Below are 20,394 nucleotides of genomic sequence, written 5' to 3'. Positions count from 1 at the left end.
TCTTCATGGATCGTCCGACCACATGCCAGATCGTTCGCTACCGGGGCACACAAGGGCTGCACGCGGTCCGGGCGGCGATCGTGACCGCTGACGTGGACACGCTCGACCCGGAGGGGGTGCGAGTGGGCGCGGTCCCGCCGCTCGACAGCGCATTCCACGTGCATCTGTGGGTGTTCACCCCGGGCGCGCTGGGCGGATTCCACGAGTGCAACGTGCCGCCCGGCACCGCGCCCGGCACCGCGCCCGGCACCTGGCACTGGCCTGCCTGACCGTTCCGGCGATCGACAACAGTAGAGGGGCGTGGAGATGCCACTGCCGGTGCAGGACCAGGAGTGGCCGCCGCCGCATATCCGACGTGAGCTGCGGCTGTATGCGCAGTGGGGCGCGTGGTACGCCGGAGATCCCGATCATCTGGCGCAGGTGTACGGCGCGAACCAGGTACACGGGGTTGGCCTGGACCCGAAGGGCTGGGATCGTCCTCAGCCGGGCGTGACCGGGTTCATGAACCGGGTCAGCCGATGGTTTTGGGGAAGCTCGACGCCGGCGGGTCAGGTACGGAACACGAAGCTTCACGTGCCGATCGCGGGCGACATCTCCTCCACGTCGGCTGACCTGCTGTTCAGCGAGCCGCCGACGCTGCGGGTGAAGGGCCCGAAAGGTCAGAAGCGCCTCGACACGATCATGCACGAGGCGGGCATTTACGGCGCCCTGCTGGAGGCAGCCGAGATCGGCAGCGCATACGGCGGCAGCTATTTGCGCGTCGGCTGGGACAAGGAGATGTACGACCATCCCGTACTCAGCGTCCTGCCTCCGGATGCCGCCATCCCCGAGTTCCGCTACGGCGCGCTGTACGCAGTGACGTTCTGGCGGGTGCTGGCCGAAGATGACAAGTGCGTGATTCGGCACCTTGAGCGGCACGAACGCGGCCGCGTCTACCACGGACTTTTCGAGGGCACCAGCGACCGGCTCGGCAAGCCGATCCCGCTGACCGAGAACCCGGAAACCGAGGTGTACGCCGACAAGGTGGACGAGACGGGCGGGTTCGACACCTACTATCCGCGTGGCCTGCTGGTCAGCTACGTGCCGAACATGAGGCCGCACCGCTTGATCAGGGGCACGGCGCTGGGCCGCAGCGACTATCAGGGCGTTGAACACCTGATGGATGCGCTGGATGAGGTGTGGACGTCGCTGATGCGCGACATCCGGCTCGGCAAGGGCCGGATCGTCGTGCCGGACCTGTTCTTGGAGAACCACGGCCGCGGCAAGGGAGCGAGCTGGGATCCGGACAGGGAGATCTACAGCGGCCTGGGCATGCTGCCGCCGCCTGGCACCGCGCCGAACGCGATGCTTACGGTCAGCCAGTTCGCCATCCGGGTGACCGAGCATGTCGAGTCCGGCAAGGCGCTGGTGGCCCAGATCTTGAGGGGTGCCGGCTACTCGGCGCAGAGCTTCGGAGAGGCGGACGGGTCCGGTCGCCAGATGACGGCGACGGAGATTCACGCCCGCGAGCGTAAGTCGTTCAGCACGAGAGGCCGGAAGACGGGCTACTGGAATCCGGGCCTTCAGTGGCTGTCGGAAGCGATCCTGAGCGTGGACCATGGCGTGTTCGGGACCAAAGTGTCGGCGGAGCGCGGTGAGGTTCACTGGCCGGACGGCGTCATGCCGGACCCGGAGGGCGTGGCCCGGACGATCGAGCTATTCAACCGCGCCCAGGCCCTCAGCCTGGAGTCCAAGATCCGGATGGTCCACCCCGAGTGGGACGACCACCAGGTCAGGGCCGAGATGAACAAGTTGCGCGACGAGCTCGGGCTGAACGTCGCCGACCCGGACCGGCTCGACGACGTCCTGGTGCCCGACCGGGACGGCGAGGACTGACGTGAGCACCGTGGCGGCCGAGGCCCTGGCCCTTCAGGACCTGGAGCAGATCGAGGCCGCTCTCGACCACGCCCGCGCCGTGGCGGCCATCTACTACGACGCTGAGCGGGAACTGCTGCGCGTCGTGTCTGAGGCGCTGGTTGCTCGGCTAGGCGAACCCGAGTGGGAAGGGCCTCGGTTCGCTGAGCTGCGAGAGCTGCGCCGCCAGGCCGACCGGGTGGTGCGCCGCTTGGAGCGGCTGTCGGACAAGCTCGTCACGACGGGTGTCACCTCGGCGTGGCGGCGCGGCGTGCAGCGGGCGATGACGGACCTGACGCACCTCGGCAATGCCAAGCGCATCGGTCAGGGCCAGGGCGTGATCGAGCTGGCACGGCAGACGGTGAAGCGTGTGCAGAGCGTCCACGTTGGGGCGCTGCGCACCACGGAGGACGTGTTCTCTCAGGTGGTGGCGCAGGTGGCCGGGCGGGCGTTGACGGGTGCGGAGACGAGGGAGCAGGCGACGTCGCGCGCGCTGGACATGTTCGCTCGCCGCGGCATCACCGGGTTCACTGACTCGCAGGGCCGGTCGTGGTCGATGGGCGCGTACGCGGAGATGGCCGTGCGGGCGGCGATGGCACGAGCCTCAGTCGATGGCCACCTGGCCACGCTGAAGGAGAACGGCGTCGATCTGGTCATCGTCAGCAGGTTGCCCTTCACCTGCGAGAAGTGCGACTTCTGGGAAGGGAAGATCCTTTCCCAGGCGGGGCCGATCGGGTGGCGGCAGGAACTCTCGTATGTGTCGGACACGATGGTTGACGTGCTCGTGGAGGGCACCGTCGAGCAGGCCCGGACCGCTGGCCTGCTGCATCCGGGGTGTGGGCACAACCTGGGCGCGTACCTGCCGGGCGCGACCAAGCGCCCCCTTGTGCGCAAGCATCCGGCCGACTACGGCGACTCACAGAAGATGCGCCGCATGGAGCGCGACTTACGTGCTGCTCGGCGGCAGGCGTCGGTGGCGCTGGAGAAGAAGGATCGGGACAGAGCTGATCGTCGGGCCAAGGCCCTGACGGAGCAGATCCGTGAGCACGCCAAGGAATCCGGCCTGCCGATCCGCAGCGATCGGCAGCGAGCCAAGGTGCTGCCGAAGAACCTGAAGAAGCGGTCGGATGAGGAGTTGGCCGCGCTGCTCGGACAGCGCGGCGACGACCCTGGGGCAGTCGCACGGATCTCGCAAGTGCTGGAGCAGCGCGACGTCGACCGGGAGCAGCAGCGCAGCGAGCAGGTGCGCGCGGCCGTCCGCGAGCTGCCCGAGGACTTCACCCAGGTCACCGACGAGCAGGTTCTCGAGCTCGTGGAGCGCTTCTCGCAGGCCGGGGATGACGTGGCGCTGGAGCGGCTGCTGGCCGAGCTGGACCGTCGCGAGCAGAACCCGGACTGGCGCTACGACCTGGAGGAGACGCCCGAGGATCGCGCGGTCGCCGACATGATCGACGACGGCATGGACGAGTTTCAGGCGTACGCGCTGGTGTACGGGCTGGACCCGGACCTGCTGCGGCGGGAGGAGTCCCGCGCTCATGTCGAGTCGCAGCGCATGCTTGGCGAGACGGTCGACCAGGTGGTTCGTCGCCTGTTCGATGAGTGGATCGAGGTCCAGTACATCGCGGCCGAGAACTTCACCCGCGGGGTGATGGTGAACGCCGAGGGCCGGCGCCGTGGTGTTGACGGCCGGTCGCTGCTGTCGGGCAGGCAGGACGTCGCGTACAAGTGGGCTTCCGACGAGCTGAAGGCGTGGTGGGAGAAGCACCCGCGGATGACGCTGACGGAGTTCCGCGCCCAGTTGCTCGGCCGCGCCTCCGATATGAGAGCGGCACGGCGGACCAGGGAGGACCGCAGGTGACGCTATCCGAACTTGATCACAGGGCGGCCGTCACCACGGCGCGGTGGGCGGCGGTTCAGCGCCGCCCGGTTACCAAATGCCCGTACGACCCCGCAGGGGACGCCCGCAACAGGGCGCTTGCTGTGCTGTGGGTTCGTATCTACCGCAGGACTCAGTCAGCCGGGCGCTGACCTGGGGTTCTGTCCGTTCTGTAGGCCCGCCTGGCGCGGGCCTTTTCCATGTCCGGCTCCGGGAGGGCCAATGTTCAAGGTTCACACGCTGCCGACGACGCCTGGCGCGATCATCGGCTACCGCAAGGACGGCCGCCCCATCAGGGCGATCGCTGGCGGTGCTCCTGTTGAAGGCGAAGGACGCGAAGGCCAGCCGCAGGGCGATCCGCAGAGCGGTGGACCCGAGGCCGGGGTCACGCCGCCCGCTCAGCAGGCTCCGTCTGGCCCTGATCCTCTGGCTGCCGCCCGGCAGAAAGAGGAGCAGGTTAACCCGGACGCGCTCCGCGTGGACCAGCTTCCGGAGTGGGGTCAGAAGCTCTTCCAGAACCTGCGGAAGGAGGCGGGCGACTACCGCGCCGAGCTGCGTGATGTGCAGAAGGCGCTGGAGGAGGCCAAGCAGACGCAGGGGCCGTCCCGCGACGAGATCGCTCAGCAGGTGCAGGCCGATTTTGTGCAGCAGATCGGCAAGGCTCTCGGCCTGGTCGGCGATGAGCAGAAGGAGCTCACGCCGGAGCAGGTGATCGAGACGCTGACCGCTGAGCGGGATACGACTGCGAAGGAACGCGACGAGGAGAAGGACCGGCACCGTCGCGCACTGATGGAGCTGGCCGTGCACCGGCAGGGCCTGAAGCTCGGCGCTGATCCCGACGCTCTTCTCGATAGCCGCTCGTTCCTGAAGAAGGTCCGTGACCTGGATACCGACGCGCAGGACTTCGCCGCCAAGCTCGGCGAAGTGATCGAACTCGCGGTCACGGAAAACCCGAAGTTCAAGGCTGGCTCCCTGGCGGGGCCGCCCTCTCGCTCGGGGGGTGAGTTCGCCGGCGGGCCTGGCGGACGTACGCCCAGCTCCGAGCCGTCCATCGACGACTTCCGCAAGCAGAGGGCGAAGAGGTCGTCGCAGTAGCCGCCAGCGGTACCGCTGCCGGTTTCCCATGTCTGGAGATAAGGCCCGATGGCTAACACGTTTCTGACGCCGTCCGTGATCGCGCGGCAGGCGCTCGCCAACTTGTACGAAACCACCGTGATGTCCCAGCTCGTCTACCGCGACTATGAGGAGGAGTTTGTCTCGCGGATCGGCGACACGATCACGATCAGGAAGCCCGCGAAGTTCGAGGCAAAGAACTTCAACCGGACAACCGGGATCGAGATCCAGAACGCTACCGAAGGTTCGATTCCGATCACGCTGGATAAGTTCGCCGACGTCTCCTTCGCTGTGACCAGCGAGGAACTCACGTTGGACATCATCGACTTCAATCAGCAGCTCTTGGCCCCGGCGACCGAGGCGATCGCGCAGAAGATCGACCGGGACATCCTCAGTCTGCGGAACGACGTCGTGCAGAAGGTCGGCCTCAACGCCGACGCTGCCCCGTTCAAGTACGCCAACCCGCGCGTGGCCATCGCTGCGCGGCGCGTGCTCAACCAGAAGAACGTGCCTGCCACGGACAGGTACATCGTGGTCGGCCCGGAGCAGGAAGCGCTGTGGCTGTCCGACGAGCTGTTCCACAGGGCCGACGCGCGCGGCGACACCGAGGGCCTCCGCGAGGCCAACCTGGGTCGCAGGGTGTTCGGCTTCGACAGCTACCAGACGCAGAACATCCGCGAGCCGGAGTTCCTGCCTGCCGACCCGCCCGGCGCGACGCTGCCGGACCACGAGATCGGCGTCGCATTCCACCGGACGGCGTTCGCCCTGGTCACCAGACCCCTGGTCCTCCCGCAGGGCGCAGCAAACGCGCACGTGGAGAGCTACAAGGGCTTCGGGTTGCGCGTGGTCATGGACTACGACATCTCGAAGAAGCAAGACGTGATCAGCATCGACACCCTGTACGGGATCAAGACGCTCGACCCCGACCGCGCGGTGGTCATCACGACCGGCGCCACCAAGGCGAAGCCGTAGGCGGCCGCATGTCCTGGATCTACCACAACAGCAACACCGGGCAGACGGTGACGCTGCCGGAGCGGGACCTGATTCTGGAGTGCTGGCCGAACTGGGTAATCCTGTCTCGGCCCACCGATCCGGTTGCTCCGGCTGTACCGTCCGGGCCCGAGCCTGCCGTCGCGCAGGCTCCGGCCGGCCCGGCCCCCGTCCTTCCGCCTGGTCCTCCGCCTGAGGGTGCGAACAAGGCCACGTGGGTCATCTATGCGGTGTCGCGCGGTATGGCTGAGAAGGACGCGCGGGCCCTGTCGAAGGCAGCCCTCATCGAGGAGTTCGGCCAGGAGGAGAGCGATGGCTAGGGAAAACCTGGCGGTCACGGAGATGGGCCGCGCTGGCGTGAACCTCAATGCCGCGCTGACACCCGCGCACGCGGACGGGCACGCGTTTGGCTTCTCGGCCCGTCGTCAGGTCCGCCTCATCAACGCCGGGGCGTCGCCCCGGACAGTGACGGTGGTCATGCCTGGCCAGGTGGACGGACAGGAACTGCCTGACCGGCCGTACGTGCTGGCCGCTGGCGCTGACCTGCTCGTGCCGCCGTTCCCGCCGATCTACCGGCAGAGCAACGACAGCGTGTGGATGAACTACGACAACCCGGCTGACGTCCAGGTTGCGGTGTACGAGCTGCCCGCCTGATCTGAAACCCGTAATCGCCAGCGGTACCGCTGGCGATTACTCATGTCTGGGAGAGGAGGCCCGTGGTGGTGGTGTACGCGACGGCCGACGATTTCTCGACTTTCACGGGCAAGCCCGCCCCGGAGGGGATCGCTGCGTCGCTGGCCCGCGCCAGTGAGCGGGTCGACGAGCTGTTGATCGGCGCGGTCTACGACACCGACGAGGTGACGGAGATGCCGACCGATCCGAAGGAGCGGGACGCGGTGATGCGGGCGACGTGCGCGCAGGCCGCTTGGATGATCGCGACGGGCGACCCGTACGGTGTCGCTGCCACGTTCAAGGACGTGTCGATCGGCAGCGTGCGGCTGTCGCGCGCTGGTGGCGGTGGGTCTGGGCCGGCCCGGCACGCGCCGGACGCTGGCCGCATCCTGCACACCGCGGGCCTGTTGCCGGGGTACGCGTTCGACACGGCGGCGTGGTGATCGCGTGCTTCCTGACTGGCTGCTCAGGCATACCGCGTCTATCGAGCCGTTTCAGGGTGACGGCGCGTACGGTCCGCTCTACGGCGCTGCGGTGACAGTGAGGTGCCTCGTTGACGACGAGCGGCGTCTCGTCCGCGACGCCCAGGGCGCCGAGACCGTCTCCGACACGACGATCTTCTTCCCACCTGGTACTCGCTGCCCCGAGGGCAGCAGGGTCACCGTCAACGGCAGGGTCACCACCGTCATCGCGTCGTACGCGCGCGACGGCGGCGGGCTGCCCACTCCGGATCACGTTGAGGTGGTGTGCCGCTGATGGGCAAGGCGAGCGTGAAGGTGAAGATCGACGTTCGGCTCGACCTCAAGCTCGGGCCCGACATCATCGAGCACGAGCTGAACGAGGCGGCCGCGCGGGGCGTGTATCTGGCGTCAGAGCACGTCCTGACGGAGGCGGCGTCGCGTACGCCGTGGCGTACGGGTGACCTGCAGAGGTCTGGTGACCCGCGTGAGCGGCCGGGCTCGATCGCGGTGGACGAGGGCCAGCTGAAGGCCGCCCTTGGCTACGACATCGCGTATGCGGCCAGGCAGCACGAGGAGCTGCAGTGGGATCACCCGATCCAGGGTGAGCCCAAGTGGCTGGAGAAGACGCTCCGCGCCGAGGCGGACACCGTGCACCAGATCATCGGCACCCAGTTGGAGAGGGCGATGCGCGGATGAGCGAAACCTTCAGCCGCGATCTGCTCACCGGCCTGGCGGTGCTGCTGGCTGAGGCTGGCGTAGGCGACTGGGATCCGGTCGGCGCCTACACGGAGTCTCAGCGGGCGATCACACTCGGTGGTCTGCCGAGCAAGCCCGATGAGGCTATCGCGCTGGCCATCTACGGAACCGGTGCGGGCGGTGACGACCCCGAGCAGTCGGATTCGACGGTGCTGGTGCAGGCCCGGATGCGGACCGCGACAGACCCGCGCGTCGTTGGCGACTACGCCGACGAGGTGTTCGCGACGCTGCACGGCAGGTCGAATTTGACCTTGTCCACGGGCGTGGTCGTGCTGCTGATGCAGCGGACGATCGTGGCCGCGCTGGCGCGTGACTCGTCCGGCCGGTGGGAGCGGCCGGACTCCTACGAGCTGATGGTGGTCTGGCCGACGCTGTACCGCGACTAACTCCCCCCTTTTCTTAGCGCCGTCTCGCTGATGCAGGGCGGCGCTTTCGCATGCACCCGAACAGGAGAGATCATGGCGCTGCGAAGCCTGCTCGCGAGGGACTGGCGGCTGGAGGTGGACACGGCCGCGCCGGGCGCGCCCGTGCCGACCTGGACCCCGGTCAAGGGCCTGACCTCGTTCGAGCGCAGCTCGGACGACAACACGGAGGAAGACGGCGACTTCGACGACGAGGCCGGTTACGGCAGCTCGGTTGTGACGCAGCGGACGTGGCAGATCGAGGCCGAGGGCCGCCGCAAGCGGACCGAGGCCGCAGTGTTCACTCCGGACCCGGGCCAGGAGAAGATCCGGCAGGCCGCGGGGGTCGTCGGCTTCTCGGCGAACATCAAGGTCAGGTGGTTCAGACGCGATGGCGCGCCCGACGCGTACGAGGGCGTGTGCACCGTCACCGAGTACACCTCGGGCGGTGAGGTGACGGACCTGGAGCCGTTCAGCTTCACGCTGCTCGGCCAGGGCGCTCCGGTCGAGATCGACAACCCGGTGGCTCCCTGATGACGTTCAAGGACCTCGACGAGTTCTTCGACCCGACCCTCAAGCTTCCGGTTGGCGGGAAGACGTACGTGATCCCGCCGCCTTCCGGTGAGGTGGGACTGCTGTGCCAGCGGCTCATGCACGCCGGCCTGGCCGCGCAGACCGGGCAGGACGTTGACGAGGAGGGCCTGACCAAGCTCGCCGAGGCGGTGCTCGACGACGACCAGGAGAAGGACCTCTACCGGCGCATCCTGGGCCCGGTCTGGGACGAGCTGTTTACGGACAAGGTGCTATGGCCCAAGATTCAGCACGTCGGGCAGACGGCGCTGATCTGGGTCGCGGCCGGCTTGGAGGCCGCAGCCAAGCACTGGGAGTCCGGCCCGGAGGGGGAAGCACAGGCCCCGACTCGGACGGCAGCCTCGGCGGCGACATCGACCCGAGCACGGGGCTCCGCGACTGGTACGACCCGGAAGACGGCCTCTCGTGGCAAGGCGGCCGGGTCACGTGGCATGACCTCCTGACCAGGTGGGGGCTCGTCGAGGCTGATCTCCACAGCGAGTTCGGGATCGACATCGACGAGCCCGGCCTTCTCAGTCGCCGGTCGTGGCGGTGGTTGCAAGCCCGCATCATGGGCCTGCTGACCGCTGACACGCGGATCGCGCGGGCTCTCGACCCGGGCGACGACGACGCAGGCCGCCGCAAATTGCGCTAAGCGCCAGCGGTAGCGCAGCCATATTGCCGCCTTCTCCCCTCGCCTCCCTTGTGATCGCGACTCCCCGAGAGGTGGCTCATGGGCCTCAACGTCGGCGAACTCTTCGCCACGATCCTCGTCAAGAACCGGTCGGGGCCGCCGATCAAGAAGTTCGTCAACGATCTCGATGAGGCGGCCAAGAAGTCCCAGTCCAGCCTGGGATCGGTCGCGGCGAACGCGGCCGCGATGAGCGTCCGCCTGACCGCGATGGCGCTGGCCGGGTCGGTCGCCGCGGCCGGGCTGGCGACGGCCGCCCAGGGTGGCGTCGCGTTCGTTGCGGTGCTCGCGCCCGCGGTCGGAATCGTGTCTGCGTGGCCGGGCGTGATCGCGCTCGGCGTGGCCGCGTTGGCCACGCTGAAGGTGGCCTTGTCCGGGGTCGGCGAAGCCTTTTCCGCAGCTCTAGGCGGTGATCCAAAGAAGTTCGAGGAGGCGCTGGCGCGGCTGTCGCCGGCCGCGCAGACGGTCGCTCGCGAGCTGCACGAGGCCAAGCCCGCCATCGACGGGCTCCGATCGGCGGTCCAGGATGATTTCTTCGGCCCGCTGATCGGCCGGATCACGCAGGTCACAACTGTGCTGTCCGGGCCGCTTCAGGCCGGCATGTCGGGCGTGGCCAGGGAGTTCGGCTTTGCCGCTGCCCAGGTTTTGCAGTTCGCCGCGTCGTCGGCCTCAGTGTCCGCTGTCACGGCGATCTTCGGATTGCTTCAGTCGGCGGTCGCCGCCTTCGAGCCCGCGATCCAGCCGCTTCTGGCCGGTCTGCGCGACGTCGCCGTGGTGGGTGCGCAGTTCTCGTCGGGTCTTGCGCCGGGGATTGCCTCGGCCGCGCAGCGGTTCGGTGAGTTCTTGTCCAACGCCGCCCAGTCCGGGAAGGCGCTCGGCTGGATGCAGGGCGCTCTGCAGGTGTTCCAGCAGCTCGGCGGCATCCTAACCAACGTCTTCGGCATCCTGCGCGGGGTGTTTGCCGCGATGGAGACCGGCGGCACCGGAGCGCTCGGCGTTGTAGGTCAGCTCCTGGGGAAGATCAACGAGTTCGTCAACTCGGCACGGGGCCAAGAGATCTTGGTCACGATCTTCCAGAGCCTGTCGCAGGTCGGCTCCGCCCTGTTCCCGATCTTCACGGCGCTGGGCGGTGCGGTCGCGCAGATCGCGCCCCACATCGCGAACATCGCGACCGCCCTAGGTCCTGGGCTCTCCGCCGCGGTGTCCGCCCTCGGGCCAGCCCTGGCCGCGCTGGGACCGGGGCTGACCTTGATCGCGGAGATGCTGTCCAAGGCGTTCGCTGATCCGGCACTTCAGGCTGGGCTGCTCGCGCTCGGTCAGGGAATCTCTGCGGCGCTGGCGGCGGCGGCTCCGCTGCTGCCGGTGATCGGTCAGCTTGCCGGGATCTTGGGTCAGGTCCTGGGGGCTGCGCTGAGCAATCTGGCGGCCGTGCTGGGGCCGGTGATTGAGGCGCTTGCGTCAAGTTTGCAGCCGATTCTTCCGGTTTTGTCCGGCGCGGTGTCGCAGCTCGCGGCCGCGACAGCCCCACTGGCGGCTCAATTCGGACAATTCCTAGCACAAGCACTTAAAACGGTCCTACCGCCCTTGATCAAACTGGCGATGGACCTGCTCCCGCCGATGCTGGACCTGGTCAAGGCGCTGATCCCCTTGATCACTTCCTGGGTCGGCGAGCTGTCCAAGATTCTCGGCGTAATTCAGCCGATCATAGGACCTTTGGTTGAGATTGGCACGGTTCTCCTGCCTTTCTGGATCAAGATCATCACGGCCGTCGTCAAGCTGCTCAACGGCGATTTCCGGGGAGCTTTCCAGTCGATCATGTCGGCGATAAAGGGCTTCGGCGACACGATCATGAACGCCGGACGCGCGCTCATGGAGGGCCTATGGAACGGCATCGTCGCAGCCGGAAACATGATCAAAGACAGGATCGTCGGCTTCCTCCGGTCCATCCTGCCCGACCCCGTCCTCGACTTCCTCGGCATCCACAGCCCGTCCCGACTCTTCATGAAGATCGGCAAGCAAGTCCCGGCCGGACTCGCACAGGGCATCACCGCGGCCGGAGGCATGGTCCGCACTGCTGCCCAGCGCATGGCGGGAATCGTCTCCGGAACCGGCATTCCCGACCTGGCCGCCCCTGGCGTCAACGTGCCGAACGGGCTCGCCGGGGGCGGCCTCGCCAACGCGCGGACGGTGATCCATCAGACGAATTACTACCCGCAGGCCGAACCAACCAGCACGACCGTCAACCGCGGGCTCCAGCTCGCTGGCGCCTTGGGGGTGATCTAGATGCCGTCGTACTCGGTGGATGGTGTGCTGCTAGATCACCCCGCTGGGTGCTGGAGATTGAAGCGCGGCACGCAACGCAGGCCGCTGCCGGGCGCCCGTGCCGTTCGCGTCGCGGTCACGGGCCGCGCCGGCGAACTGCCGATCGTCGGCCTCGATCATGAGGCGACCAGCTTCTCGCTGACGTTCGTGATCACGGGCGCGACGCCTGCGGGCGCGGACGGCGGCTACCCGCAGATGGAGCACAATCTTGAGGCCCTGACGGCGCTGCTCGGAGTCCGCAACCGGCTCATGAGCCTGCGCTACCAGGCCGGATCCATCGTCCGGGTTGCCGACGTGACTGTGACGGCCGCGAGCGATCCTGAAATCAACGTAGGCGCAGCCCGCACCCGGCTGACAGTGGTGGTCGAGGTGCCCGGCGTGTACTGGCGAGACGAGTCGGTCACGACCTGGGCGGGCAGCGCGAACGCCGCCAACCAGGTGGTGACCACGCTCGCCGGGGCCACCGCGCCCATCACGGACGCTCTGATCCGCGTCACGGGGCCGGCCACCAACATCACGATCACGGACGTGGCCAGCGGCGGCAGCGTCGGCCTGCTCACGTCCGGGTCAAACTCGTTGACGGCGGGTCAGCGGCTGCTGATCGACGCGAACGCGATGCGGGCCGCGCTGGTCACCACGGACACGTGGGACCTGGCTACGGGCACGGACCGGACAGGCGTGATCAGCGTGTTCGGGCCGTTCTCCGCGAACAGGTGGATCCACCTGACGCCGGCAATGGCCGTGCTCGACCCGTTCAGCCGGGCTGTGCTGATCTCGTGTACGGCGTCCGGCACCACCGTGGCGTCCGCACTCGAGGTCCGGGCTCGCCGCGCCTACCTGTGAACGTGAAAGGGGCGACGGTGCCGTTCGACATTCGCTTGATCGCCGTCGACCCAAACGGCGACCGGCGCGGCCTGCTTGCCCACCCGATGCACATCCAGGTGGCGTTCCCGTTCAACGACATACCGTCGCTGAAGTTCTCGTACAGCATGAATGCGCCCGGCGCCGACATGATCTCCACGCCATGCGAGATCGGGCTGCAGTGGTCGTCGGACGGCAGCACATGGTTCGAGTTCTCCGAGGGCCGGTTCCTGCTGATTCAGCGGCAGGGTGACCAGATCGACCAGGCCGGGGTGTGGCAGTTCGATTGCCCCAGCTATCTGTGGGTGTTGCAGAAGGCGGTCACGTTCGCCAACGCCAGCATTGAGCCTACGAACGGGCAGCGGGTGTTCAACGCCACGGCCACGTCCGGGTTCATCATGCAGACGCTGTTGAACGACGCCGTGAACAGGGGAGCACTGACGGGGTTCTCGTGGACGTTCAACTCCTCCACGGACTCATCGGCGGCGGCCTGGGGTAACCCAATGGCGATGGGCATCCCGCTCGGCACGGACCTGCTGGCGGTGCTGCTGCGGCTCGTCTCGTACGGGCTGATCGACTTCCGGATGACGGGCGCCCGCCAGCTTTCTGCATACATGCCGAATACGACGCTGCTGCGCGACTTCTCCACCGGAGCGTCTCCGGTGGCGTTGCGGGCCGGCCGCGATGTGACGGCCGCTCCTGACGTGGCCACGTTGGAGGACATGGCGTCGGCCGCGTACGTCGTCGGTGACAACAACATCCGGCAGGAGGTCGTCAACGTCGGTGCCGTGATGCCGTGGGGCCGGTGGGAGGTGGGCGTGCGCGAGGTCGGCATCACCTCGACGACCTCGGCCAACAACATCGGCACGACCGTCGTGTTGCGCGGGGTGCAGCAGCATGTGCAACGCACACGCGAGATCACCATGTATCAGGCGCGGCATCTGCCGCTGCGGGACTACCGGGCGGGGGACATGATCCTCGCGCCTGGTGACGGCGGAGGGCTGGAGCCGATGCGGGTCAGGCAGATCACGCTCACGCGGTCCGCGCGCGGTGTCGTCGCCGGAAATCTGATCCTGGCCGATCGGCGGGAGGACTACCAGTTGCGGGTGGGGCGGCAGATCGCCGCGCTGTCCGCCCGGCCCTGACGACGGGGGAAGTAGTGCAAGTCATTATTCCTGGCCAGGCGCAGCAGTTCGCGCTGCGGCTGGTGGCCCACGAGCCGAACGGCAGCCGGCTCGGGACGCTGCCGCATCATCTCGGCTTCGAGGCCGGGCTGCCGTTGAACGACACCCCGTCGCTGAAGGTCACCTATCCGGCTGTAGGTGTCGGCGCTGCGTGGCTTGAGCAGCCGGTCGAGATCGCTGTCGAGTACGCCGTGGAGGGCGGGCTCTGGGTGGAACCGGACGGCGGCAGGTTCATCAGGATCAAGCGCGGCGCCGACGTCACCGACCCGGGAGGGACGCGTACGTACGAGTGCCCGGCCTGGTCCTGGATGTGTCGCAAGCTGATCATGTACGCGGGCGGTGTCATGATCGAGGGCAAGCGGCAATTCTCGGCTGTCACGCCGGGCGCGCTCCTGCGCACCCTCGTACAGGAAGGTCAGGCCCGCGGCACGCTGCCCGGACTGGTGATCAACTTCACGTCCACGCACGACAGCGCCGGGCAGGCGTGGGACGTCAACAAGCGGCTCACGCTTGAACTGGAGCCCGGCGTCGACCTGCTCACCTTGCTGATCAACCTGTCCGAGCAGGGCGTGCTCGATTGGACTATGACCGGCCGCGAACTGCGCGTCTACCGCGAAGGGACCGTCCTGGGCCGCCAGCTCGCCACCGGCGCCGGGCCGGTCGATCTCAGATTCGGCCGCGATATCGACGAGGCGCCCGACACTGGCACCCTGGAGGACTTCGCGACCGCGATCCTGATCAGGGGCGAGAAGGGCCTCCATGTCGAGGTCACCAACCCTTCGGTGGTCGCGCCGTGGGGGCGGTGGGAAACCTCGCAGTCGCAGGGTGGCGTAGCCGACCAAGGCACGGCGACCCTGCTCGGGCAGAACGCGCTGGAGCGCGCCAGCCGCGAACGTGCTCAGCTCACGCGTGGCATCCGGGTCGAGGCAGCACGCTGGCTGCCGCTCGCGCACTACCGGCCGGGCGACTTCATCAAGGCGCCGGGCGATGGCGGGCAGATGCAGGCGCTGCGGGTGCGACAGGTCACGCTGGCCGTAGACAATGACGGCGCGATCTCTGGCAACCTGGTGCTCAACGACCGGTTCATCGAACGCGAGATCCGCCTCGCCCGGCAGGCGGCCGGGATCCTCGCCGGCGGCGTCGGCTCCGGAGGGACCGGGGGCACGCCCGCGCCGGAACCGGGCGGACGGACACCGGCCAAGCCACAAGGGCTGATCGTGCAGGGGGCCGCGTACCTTGACGATTCCGGCACCGCGCGGGGGCAGATCACCGCGACCTGGTCGCCGGTGGTCGCCGATGTCAACGGCGTCGCCATCGAGGTTGACGTCTACGAGTTGTACGCGCGGGAGAACGACGCGGGCGGGATCTGGCACCAGATCGTCGTGGTGGACGACACGACCTCGACGTACTCGCCGCTGCGGGTCAACGTCGAGTACGCCTTCAAGGTGCGCGCCGTCGCCGACGCCGTGCGCGGAGAGTTTTCCGAGCAGGAGATCGTGGTCGTCCCCGACGACACCACGCCGCCACCGGTGCCGTCCACGCCCGCGCTGATGACCAGGTTGGGCATGATCCACGTGTCGTGGGACGGGCTCGGCTCTGCCGGCGAGCAGATGCCGATCGACTTCGACCGGGTACTCGTGTGGATGAAGGACCCGAGCGACCCTGACCCGGGCAGCGCGCAGGTGGTTGACTACCTCTTGGGCGCGGGCGTCATCGTGATCGGGGACCAGCCGTACGGCGCGGACCGGGAAGTCTGGCTCACCGCGCTCGACCGGTCCGGCAACCAGTCCGAGCGGTCCTCCATGATGACGATCGCCACCGCGCCGCTCGTGAACACCGACGTGATCGGCGAAGTGATCTCCGGGACGAACATCCAGCCCGGCACGATTAACGCCGCCGACAAGGTGATCGCCAACACCATCACCGGCGCGCTGATCCAGGCCCTCGCGATCGACGCAGGCCACCTGCGCGCGAACGCCGTCACCGTGGACAAGCTGGCGGCCGGATCGGTCACGGCAGGCAAGCTGGAGGCCACGCTCACGCTGTCCTCCCGCATCGTTGCTGGGTCACCTTCAGGCGCCCGGGTGGACCTGTCCTCGGCCGGGCTGCGGCAGTTCTCCGGCTCCGGCCAGGAGATCGTGACGCTGGGCACGAATGGCCAGTTCGCCCTCCGCACGGCCACCTCCGGCGCCCGCGTCGAACTCGACACCACTGGGTTCCGCGTCTTCAACAGCGGCGGCGCCCAGACGGTCGGCATCAACGCGGCGACCGGCGACGTGGACATCGTGGGCCGCTTCACCTCCACCGTGAACACCACCGGCAAACGCCTGGTGATCAATCAGGAGCCGGGAGCAGACCCGGAGATCCGCCTCTACGAGGACGTCACCACCTACCACAAGTGGTCCTCGCTGACCGGTACCAACGACACCATGCAGATGGTGTCCGTTTCCGACGGCAGCGGATACCGAGGCATGACCCAGTTGCGGCCGGCGTCGGCGGACCTGTACGCGCTGCAAAATTCGATGGTCCAGGCCGGGGTGAACTGCACCCGCGAGGGGCTCGTCCGCTTCATCGGGCGGCTGGGCACGACAGGCGGCAATTCGACGTTCGCGCGGGGCCTGGTCCAGGTGGCGGGCGCGGGCACCGGGTACGGCGTCGGCTACGGCGTCACCTACGCCACCGAGATGTTCCCCGTGATCGACTTCTTCGACGTCGGTTCCACGGTGTATGCGCACATCCTCGACGCTCGCGGGGCGTCCGGATTCGGGTGGAAGCAGTCGGCGGCGTCCAACGTGTCGCTGCACGACTGCCATTTCTGGGCGTGGAGGCAGTGATGACGGCCATCGAGCGGACCATCGTGGATGCCAACTCTTGGGTTCATCCGGACGGGGTGGACCGGTGGACGATCATGACGGTGAACCCGGACGGGAGCCTGTTCGGCTACATCCTGCCGGTGGAGGGGTTCGCCAACCACGCTGCCGAGTACGGCATCGACCCGGCCGACCTCGACACGCTGCTGCGGCTGTGCATGCTCCAGCTGCACATCCCGGCTGGGCACCACCTGGCCGCGATAGACGCCGCGATCGCCCAGGCCCGCGCGGCCCAGGGCAAGCCCACGCTCGTGCGCACGACTGCGGCCGGGCTGCCGGTGACGCTGTTCACCGCCACCTCGACCGAGCAGGCCCGGCAGGCGCACTTCGCCCGCCTGGACTACGTCGAACAACACCTCGTGCGAATCGTCCAGCCCACGCCGGGCGTGCGCCGCACACTGGCCACGGTGTCGCTGGCCGGCGACGGGGTCGAGCCGATTGTGCAGGACGTGGACGCCAAGACGCGCCTGGACACGCTGAAGCAGGTGTTCCAGCCGGACTTGGACACCTACGCGGCACGCCGTGCCGAGCTGGCCGAGCAACTGGGCAGACCCGTCTGACCTTGCCCGTCCATGACCAAACTCGCAGAGGAGATTCCTGATGGAGCTGTTCACGCCGCCCGACACCGACATGGAACTGCCGATCGGCGACGACCCCGCTGGCGGGCCGGATCTGGCCAAGGTGGACCACGCGGGCACGCTGTTCTACCGGTACGGCCACGCTGATCGCCACCCGATCTACACGGGTGGGCAGACGCTGTACCGATCAGACCGCACGTGGTTCACGTGCGTGCGTGACGCCCCGGCCGGCCAGTCGGTGAGCTGGCTGCTGTACGCCTTCGTGGACCGGGCGATCGGTATCTCCAGCTACAAGACCGAGCCGATCTCGGCGCTGGAGTTCGCGCAGGCGATGGTCGCGCAGGGCCGCACCGTGGTAGTGCGCAAGTACGACAACTACAACATCACCTACCACCTGGACGGCGAGTCGGTGCCGCTGTGACCAGTGAGGAGGTGCCGAACCTGGCACTCGCGTTGTCGGAGCTGCGGCGCCTGGTCGAGGTCGGGTTCGAGCGAACGAACGGTTCCACCGCGCTTATCCTGCAGCGCCTGGACCAGGTCGACGACCGGCACGCTGAGCTCGCGCAGCGGGTTGAGCAGGATCGTGCCGCCACTGAGACGCGGTACGTCGCGCTGGAGGCTCGTCTGGACGCTGTGGAGCGGGAGGCTGTGACGCGCACGCAGCTCGCCGATCGGACCAAGCAGATCATCGCCGTCGTCAGCGTCCTGGTCACGGTGGCCAGCGCTGTCATCGCCCTGATCAGCCTGACCCGAGGCTGATCTCTGCCGTGACCGTGTTCCCCGTCGAGGACGGCGTGCTCATCGTGCCCGCCGTGCTCCCCATTCGCCTGTCCAACGCGGACTTGAAGCTGACCGTGGCGGACTGGCTGGCCCTCAACACCCTCACCGAGGAGGACGTGATGCCCGACGACGAGCTACCGCCGCGGCCGTGGATGGACGCGGACGTGACCGAGTTCGACCCCGATCAGTCCTGGCTGCCGCAGGCGCCGGGGTCGGTAGTCGAGGACGAAAGTCCAGAGGAGGAGGTGGAAGGTGGCGAAGAAGCCTGATGACGCCATGCTCGACGTCGTCCGCTCTCAGCTCGGCTATACCGAGGCCGGGAGCGGGTGGACGAAGTTCGGCGCTTGGTGGGCCGAGCGGCACGACAAGCCCGAGTCGTGGGCGTATGAGCCGTGGTGTGACATGTTCTTGGCCTGGGCGGCCGATCGGGCCGGGCTGATCTCCGTCGTTGGGGACTCGGCCTGGACGCCGGCCACGCGCAGTGGTTCAAGGACCACGGCCGCTGGGGCCACACCCCGCGCCGAGGCGCCATCGTGTTCTTCGACTGGCAGGGGAGCAAGAACATCCCCGCGATCGACCACGTCGGCATCGTGGAGTCGGTCCGCTCGAACGGCACCATCGTGACGATCGAGGGAAACACCTCCAACCGCGTGATGCGCCGCGAGCGCTCCGGCCTGGTCGCTGGCTACGGCTATCCGGCGTACTCGAGTAAGCCCGCACCCAAGCCTGAGGTGTCCTGGACGGAGGAGATCGTGAAGACCCTGCCCCTGCTGAAGCGCGGTGCGCGCGGCTACGACGTGAAAACGCTGTTCTACCTGCTGCACGCCCGCAGCATGGGTCTGAACGACACCATCGACGACACCGTGTTCGGCGGCCCGCTGGAGGACGCGCTGCGCGCCTTCCAGAAGGCGGCCGGCCTGAAGGTGGACGGCGAGTGCGGCCCGAAGACGTGGCCGAAGCTGATGCGCGTGGACTGACCCCGCCCCGAAATGATCATGATGGCCTGCCCGACCGGGTTGGCCTTTTTTCGTGCTCGAACCCCCTTGGGAGGACCATGATGCACGCCGAACCTGTCGAGTACAGCAAGCCGCTCGTGGAGCGGAAGGTCACCGCTTCAGCGGCAGGCTCGTACCTGGGCCTGGTCGCTGTCCTGACCGTCCTGCAGACGGTCAACGCCGACCTCGACCTCATCGCGTTCCTGCCGGACTGGCTGGAGTCGCTAACGATTCCCCTGCTGCCCGGTCTGATCACGTGGGTGTCCGGCTACAAGGCCAAGCACACTCCGCGGCCCGACCTGCCGCTCGATCAGCGGTAACGTTTCGCTCCGGGACAGACCGAGCCCCGTCCATCTCCTTCGGGAGTTGGACGGGGCTTTTTGTCATTCTTGATCCAGAGCCGTGAGCCTATGCAGCCGTGTCCACCCGGCAGCCCCTTCGAGCTGGTGCAGTACACGGCGGCGGGGTGACGCGTGAGGATGGCGTACTCGGCGCCCGCTTGAGCGTCACGGGGCGCATCGTGGGCGACGACGTGCTCGCAGAGCCAAGATCAGGCGGTCGCGGACGGCATCCCTACGTTGCTAGCGAGGTCAGCCAACTCGGTTATTTCCACGACTTCAACTCCGTGGGTGGTCAACAGCTCGACGCCTTGACAGTCGGCAACGTGTAGCGCCTGGAGTCCAACTTGCGCGGCCTGTTCTGGCTCTTCGGCACCGACGTAGGCAAGCGACTCCCGAGCGAGATAAACGCCCTTGTCGCGGTGGTACCTGGCGGGGAGCTCGGCAATAGCCTTACGGAAGTCCTCGGCGGCCCGCTGATGCTGGCCAAAGGCATAGCGGCTGAGCGCGCGAGATCGGCCGGGGCGTTGCGCTCTGCGGCAGAGGGTCATTCTCGGGCGGCGCCTGCAGGCCAGATCACGGTTACCGCCAGTCCGCGCCCACGCGCGGCGGCCACCACATCGGCGGTTCCCGATCGGCTCCCCGCTTTTCCATCCCACACCGCCATCAACTCATCCACGCCGCCCAAGACCGCCTCGTTGGCTGCCTCGTAAGCGTCACGGCTGGCGTGATCATGAGCCATGATCAGCACCCGCGAGGCGCGGGAGAGGAGTGCATCGAACTGATCGGCGTGGTCCGGCTTTACCTTCGCGGCCCGGTAATCTCGCGAGGGGAGAACCACTTCCAACGCGCCGCCGACCGACAGCACCGCCTCGGCGAACACCGAGTCCGCGCCTCGCGCGAGACATGACACGCCCACAAGGGAATCGCTGGCCCGCTCGCGCAGGAGATCCCACAGCGCGTCGAACACCAGCCGCCTTGTGTCCTCGGTGATGTCCATGTGGCCGGTGACGCCGATACGCATGGTTCCCTCTCCTGCTCAG

At 67.7% G+C, this 20,394-nt stretch carries 24 protein-coding genes; 23 read left to right on the top strand and 1 reads right to left on the bottom strand.

What is annotated here, in order from left to right; translation table 11 throughout:
- Positions 1-5: 5 nt before the first annotated feature.
- The 23 genes from EJK15_RS06830 to EJK15_RS06720 all read left to right on the top strand — a co-directional run bounded on the left by EJK15_RS06830 (position 6) and on the right by EJK15_RS06720 (position 19,333).
- Complete coding sequence (locus tag EJK15_RS06830; RefSeq protein WP_138709518.1) at positions 6-269, top strand: hypothetical protein; 264 nt, start codon at positions 6-8, stop codon at positions 267-269.
- 37 nt (positions 270-306) lie between these two features.
- On the top strand, positions 307-1,875 hold the full coding sequence (locus EJK15_RS06825) for a phage portal protein (RefSeq protein ID WP_240776809.1): 1,569 nt from the start codon (positions 307-309) through the stop codon (positions 1,873-1,875).
- Between the two features lies 1 nt (position 1,876).
- A complete protein-coding gene (locus tag EJK15_RS06820; RefSeq protein ID WP_138709516.1) occupies positions 1,877-3,751 on the top strand; it encodes a phage minor capsid protein in 1,875 nt (624 codons plus the stop codon).
- A gap of 240 nt (positions 3,752-3,991) precedes the next feature.
- On the top strand, positions 3,992-4,864 hold the full coding sequence (locus EJK15_RS06815) for a hypothetical protein (protein WP_138709515.1): 873 nt from the start codon (positions 3,992-3,994) through the stop codon (positions 4,862-4,864).
- Between the two features lie 48 nt (positions 4,865-4,912).
- Positions 4,913-5,854 (top strand): phage major capsid protein, encoded by a 942-nt coding sequence (locus tag EJK15_RS06810; protein ID WP_138709514.1) that lies wholly within the window; start codon positions 4,913-4,915, stop codon positions 5,852-5,854.
- An 8-nt stretch (positions 5,855-5,862) separates the two neighbouring features.
- On the top strand, positions 5,863-6,192 hold the full coding sequence (locus tag EJK15_RS06805) for a hypothetical protein (protein WP_138709513.1): 330 nt from the start codon (positions 5,863-5,865) through the stop codon (positions 6,190-6,192).
- On the top strand, positions 6,185-6,526 hold the full coding sequence (locus tag EJK15_RS06800) for a hypothetical protein (protein WP_138709512.1): 342 nt from the start codon (positions 6,185-6,187) through the stop codon (positions 6,524-6,526). Before EJK15_RS06805 ends, EJK15_RS06800 begins: the two co-directional genes overlap by 8 nt.
- A 62-nt stretch (positions 6,527-6,588) precedes the next feature.
- A complete protein-coding gene (locus tag EJK15_RS06795) occupies positions 6,589-6,987 on the top strand; it encodes a hypothetical protein (RefSeq protein WP_138709511.1) in 399 nt (132 codons plus the stop codon).
- A 91-nt stretch (positions 6,988-7,078) separates the two neighbouring features.
- Positions 7,079-7,300, top strand: coding sequence for a hypothetical protein (locus EJK15_RS06790; protein ID WP_206060699.1), 222 nt, complete (start codon positions 7,079-7,081; stop codon positions 7,298-7,300).
- Positions 7,300-7,701 carry a hypothetical protein gene (locus tag EJK15_RS06785; protein WP_138709509.1) on the top strand — a complete coding sequence of 134 codons (402 nt, stop codon included), beginning with the start codon at positions 7,300-7,302 and terminating at the stop codon, positions 7,699-7,701. Before EJK15_RS06790 ends, EJK15_RS06785 begins: the two co-directional genes overlap by 1 nt.
- Positions 7,698-8,147 (top strand): minor capsid protein, encoded by a 450-nt coding sequence (locus EJK15_RS06780; protein WP_138709508.1) that lies wholly within the window; start codon positions 7,698-7,700, stop codon positions 8,145-8,147. The genes EJK15_RS06785 and EJK15_RS06780 overlap by 4 nt, the downstream gene beginning before the upstream one ends.
- A 72-nt stretch (positions 8,148-8,219) precedes the next feature.
- The gene (locus tag EJK15_RS06775; RefSeq protein WP_138709507.1) at positions 8,220-8,696 is read left to right on the top strand and encodes a phage tail tube protein; all 477 of its coding nucleotides are present in this window, start codon (positions 8,220-8,222) and stop codon (positions 8,694-8,696) included.
- The gene (locus EJK15_RS70260) at positions 8,696-9,196 is read left to right on the top strand and encodes a DUF7426 family protein (RefSeq protein WP_171074152.1); all 501 of its coding nucleotides are present in this window, start codon (positions 8,696-8,698) and stop codon (positions 9,194-9,196) included. Before EJK15_RS06775 ends, EJK15_RS70260 begins: the two co-directional genes overlap by 1 nt.
- A gap of 269 nt (positions 9,197-9,465) precedes the next feature.
- On the top strand, positions 9,466-11,706 hold the full coding sequence (locus EJK15_RS06765) for a phage tail protein (protein WP_138709506.1): 2,241 nt from the start codon (positions 9,466-9,468) through the stop codon (positions 11,704-11,706).
- A gap of 57 nt (positions 11,707-11,763) precedes the next feature.
- Positions 11,764-12,588 (top strand): hypothetical protein, encoded by an 825-nt coding sequence (locus EJK15_RS06760; protein ID WP_138709505.1) that lies wholly within the window; start codon positions 11,764-11,766, stop codon positions 12,586-12,588.
- 17 nt (positions 12,589-12,605) lie between these two features.
- Positions 12,606-13,751, top strand: a complete 1,146-nt coding sequence (locus EJK15_RS06755) for a hypothetical protein (protein WP_138709504.1) — start codon at positions 12,606-12,608, stop codon at positions 13,749-13,751.
- Positions 13,752-13,765: 14 nt separating this feature from the next.
- Positions 13,766-16,624 carry a fibronectin type III domain-containing protein gene (locus tag EJK15_RS06750; RefSeq protein ID WP_138709503.1) on the top strand — a complete coding sequence of 953 codons (2,859 nt, stop codon included), beginning with the start codon at positions 13,766-13,768 and terminating at the stop codon, positions 16,622-16,624.
- Entirely contained in the window at positions 16,624-17,220 is a 597-nt protein-coding gene (locus tag EJK15_RS06745) for a hypothetical protein (protein ID WP_138709502.1), read from the top strand. The genes EJK15_RS06750 and EJK15_RS06745 overlap by 1 nt, the downstream gene beginning before the upstream one ends.
- A gap of 40 nt (positions 17,221-17,260) precedes the next feature.
- Positions 17,261-17,659, top strand: coding sequence for a hypothetical protein (locus tag EJK15_RS06740; protein WP_138709501.1), 399 nt, complete (start codon positions 17,261-17,263; stop codon positions 17,657-17,659).
- A complete protein-coding gene (locus tag EJK15_RS06735) occupies positions 17,656-17,997 on the top strand; it encodes a hypothetical protein (protein ID WP_138709500.1) in 342 nt (113 codons plus the stop codon). The genes EJK15_RS06740 and EJK15_RS06735 overlap by 4 nt, the downstream gene beginning before the upstream one ends.
- Positions 17,998-18,005: 8 nt before the next feature.
- A complete protein-coding gene (locus EJK15_RS06730; protein ID WP_138709499.1) occupies positions 18,006-18,287 on the top strand; it encodes a hypothetical protein in 282 nt (93 codons plus the stop codon).
- A 144-nt stretch (positions 18,288-18,431) separates the two neighbouring features.
- Positions 18,432-18,995 (top strand): CHAP domain-containing protein, encoded by a 564-nt coding sequence (locus EJK15_RS06725; protein WP_338089850.1) that lies wholly within the window; start codon positions 18,432-18,434, stop codon positions 18,993-18,995.
- A 77-nt stretch (positions 18,996-19,072) separates the two neighbouring features.
- Positions 19,073-19,333, top strand: a complete 261-nt coding sequence (locus tag EJK15_RS06720) for a holin (protein ID WP_138709497.1) — start codon at positions 19,073-19,075, stop codon at positions 19,331-19,333.
- A gap of 565 nt (positions 19,334-19,898) precedes the next feature.
- On the opposite strand, the gene EJK15_RS06715 is transcribed toward EJK15_RS06720, so the two are convergent.
- Positions 19,899-20,375: a hypothetical protein gene (locus tag EJK15_RS06715; protein ID WP_138709496.1), complete on the bottom strand. Its 477-nt coding sequence runs from the start codon at positions 20,373-20,375 to the stop codon at positions 19,899-19,901.
- Positions 20,376-20,394: the final 19 nt, after the last annotated feature.

The organism is Nonomuraea basaltis (assembly GCF_005893125.1).
Classification (GTDB): Bacteria; Actinomycetota; Actinomycetes; order Streptosporangiales; family Streptosporangiaceae; genus Nonomuraea; species Nonomuraea basaltis.
The sequence above is the reverse complement of the archived record's forward strand: the minus strand, read 5'-3'. Positions and strand labels throughout refer to the sequence as shown.